Source organism: Bacteroidota bacterium, assembly GCA_034723125.1.
Taxonomy (GTDB): Bacteria; Bacteroidota; Bacteroidia; order CAILMK01; family JAAYUY01; genus JAYEOP01.
Genome location: JAYEOP010000286.1, coordinates 1 through 2882, shown reverse-complemented (window position 1 = coordinate 2882; position 2882 = coordinate 1). Strand labels below are relative to the sequence as shown.

The window sequence follows — 2882 nt, the reverse complement described above, 5'->3', positions numbered from 1 at the left end:
TCACCTGTTCCTAAAACTTTTATGCCTTTGATTCTCGCCCACTTATCCAAACCTTCCAAATCCATATCTTTGCTTGTGGCGCGCGAATATTTTGAATGAATATGAAGGTCTGCTCTAAATATCATAATATTATTAAATAATCCTTGAATTGCAAAATGTAATTTTTGTCTAAAAATACTACTCTATAGATGTACTGTTTAAAAAATCTCTAATATTCAAATGTTTTATGCCTTTATACTTGCCTGTGCCTATAAGTTCGTCTAACGAAATAACAATCTTGGGATAATTATCTTTAATTTCCAATAAATTCCCAAATTCTCTTTCTCTATTTCCATCGGTAATTAAATAAGCAACCTGAATATACATTCTTTTGTTTTGCTTTTCGCATACAAAATCAATCTCTTTTTCTTTTAATTGCCCAATAGTTACTCTATATCCTAAAATCTGCAAATGTAAAAATACTAAATTCTCTAAAACCTTACCAATGTCAGTTTGACTATATCCAACAATAGAATGTCGCAAGCCTAAATCCTCAAAATAATATTTATCATTAATCTCAAATATCTTCTTCCCCTGTAGGTCAGACCTAGAAACTTTAAAAATAAAAAATGCATTAACCAAAAAGGACAAATAATCTAGAACTATATTCGGCGAGATATTAATCTTTTGAGATTTTAAAAAATCGCTAATTTTTTTAGCTGAAACCAAACTGCCGACATTGTCAACCAAATAATTAATTAAATCCTCTAAAAAAGCAACATTGCGGATGTTATATCTACTAACTATGTCTTTCAAAAGAATTGTATTATAAATACTTTTTAGATAATGATAAACAATATCTTCGTCTAATGCCAAATTTATTAAGTAAGGCAAACCACCATATTTAATATATTTTAGAAATGCTTCTTGGCTCTCTTTTAGCTTATGAAATCGCAAAAATTCATAATAAGACAAGCTGAAAATTTTAATTTCAATATAACGACCCCTTAAATAAGTAGCTAATTCGCCTGATAATAAATTAGCATTGCTACCAGTGCAATAGATGTCGTATTTTCCTTCAGCCTGTAAACTCCTTAAAGCTTTTTCAAATTTTTCGATATCCTGTATTTCGTCAATAAAGATATAGTTTTTCTTTTTTTTCGTATTATCTTTAATATGGTTCAAAAGATCTTGATAATTTTTAATTTGATCAAACTCATTCAACTCTTTATTGATATAAATAATATTAGCATTCTTGTTTTTCTTTTTTATTTCATCCATTATCTGAAAAAGTAAATAACTTTTTCCAACTCTCCGTTGACCTATAATAACCTTGATAATATCCTTATCTATAAAAGGCTTTATTTGGTTGATATAAATTGAACGCTTGATGTATTTTTTAATCATAATTAAAGCTTTTTTAATTATTTAATATATTTTAAGTATACATAAAACGTTTTTTAGTGTCAAGAAAGCGTACTTAGGCCTATGCACTACTTATTTCTTGGGCAATAAATAACACATAAACCAGTATAATAGGTTGACGCAACGAAATTTATGGTGTTATAATTAAAACTAATGAAAAGAAAGCATTAGTCTTGCTTTCTAATTAAAATTATTTATTTAACAAATATTTATGTCTGATCAATTTAATCAAACAGATATCTCTCCGAATCCTGAGCCAGTCCAACAACCAGAGATGTCTCAAAAACCTAAATCAAACACTTGGATTATTGCTTTGATAGTAGCAGTAATTGTTATTGTCGTTGGATTAGCCACTTACGCTGCTTATTATTTTTATATCGATAGACCTGTTGTTGACATCAAACGACCAGAACAAACAATAGCCCATCAAGACTATAAACAAGTACTAGCTTTAAAAGGAGTTGGATATACCGAAGAAGGAGAAAAATTTAAAGGTATACCGTTTAAACAACCCGGAGAAATGGGGCGTTTTTCTTATTATTTTGATAAAAATGATAAAAATGATTTTTATATATTCCGATTCCAACTTGCTGGTTCTGGTATGGTCAAAATCTTATCCAGTGCTGGAGATATCAAGTTTATGTTTGATCCCACCGAAGTAGTCGGTCAAATTGAGGATCTTGCTGTTGATGACAAAGGTAATATTTTTATATATGATGGGATGCGCTTCATAAAACCCCTACATAGATATACATCAGATGGTGTTCATCAAGAAGAAATTAGCATCAAAGAGAATATACCAACTGGCACAGCGTTTCTGCCTATGTATATAGTTAATAATAAAATATATAAATCAGATGGAGAAATGAGTCACCTTATTGGTGCAATTAATAACGGTGTTTTAGAAAAAGTTGCTCCTTTGAGCTTTCCTGGAATTTTAGGATCGGTGAGTGGCAATATCTACAATAGCGGTTTGGAAAGATGGAAAAGGGCAAAAATGGATATTTTGGACTTTTCTTCTCGCACTATAATCAAAACCATAGATTTTGAGATAGAAGGAATAGTTTCGATAGAATTCTTAGGAGAAGATCAAGATAATAATATTTATATCGAAACAGAAAAAACAACTGGCAATGAGATTATCACAGAAATGCATAAATTTGATTCATCGGGCAAATTATTAACCATCCTTGACCTTTCAGAAGTAGCTAAACCTTATGTTTTTAGACCTAATAGGCATCGATTGGTTGATAAAAATGGCGATATTTGGCAACTAGTTCCTGAAGATGACGGATATGGATGGTGTATCAACAAATGGAGCACCATCTATTAAACCTATAAAAACTTTACGAATAGGTTGACAATGTTTTTTATGGCTATATAATAAAAATATATTAGATAAAGGTCGTATGAGAATATAAAATATTTACTTATAACCATTGCAAAGCGAAATTACAATTAGCTTTGCCTAAAATAAA

General features: G+C 29.8%; 2 protein-coding genes. One reads left to right on the top strand and one right to left on the bottom strand.

The window, feature by feature from the left end:
• Window positions 1-177: 177 nt before the first annotated feature.
• A complete protein-coding gene (locus U9R42_07850; protein MEA3495932.1) occupies window positions 178-1386 on the bottom strand; it encodes an ATP-binding protein in 1209 nt (402 codons plus the stop codon).
• Between the two features lie 229 nt (window positions 1387-1615).
• Between U9R42_07850 and U9R42_07845 the strand changes: the two genes are divergently transcribed.
• The gene (locus U9R42_07845; GenBank protein ID MEA3495931.1) at window positions 1616-2737 is read left to right on the top strand and encodes a hypothetical protein; all 1122 of its coding nucleotides are present in this window, start codon (window positions 1616-1618) and stop codon (window positions 2735-2737) included.
• The last annotated feature ends 145 nt before the right edge of the window (window positions 2738-2882 follow it).

Excerpts from the sequence above, each read along its gene's own strand:
- U9R42_07850 (MEA3495932.1), bottom strand. The coding sequence starts at position 1,386 with ATGATTAAAAAATACATCAAGCGTTCAATTTATATCAACCAAATAAAG.
- U9R42_07845 (MEA3495931.1), top strand. The coding sequence starts at position 1,616 with ATGTCTGATCAATTTAATCAAACAGATATCTCTCCGAATCCTGAGCCA.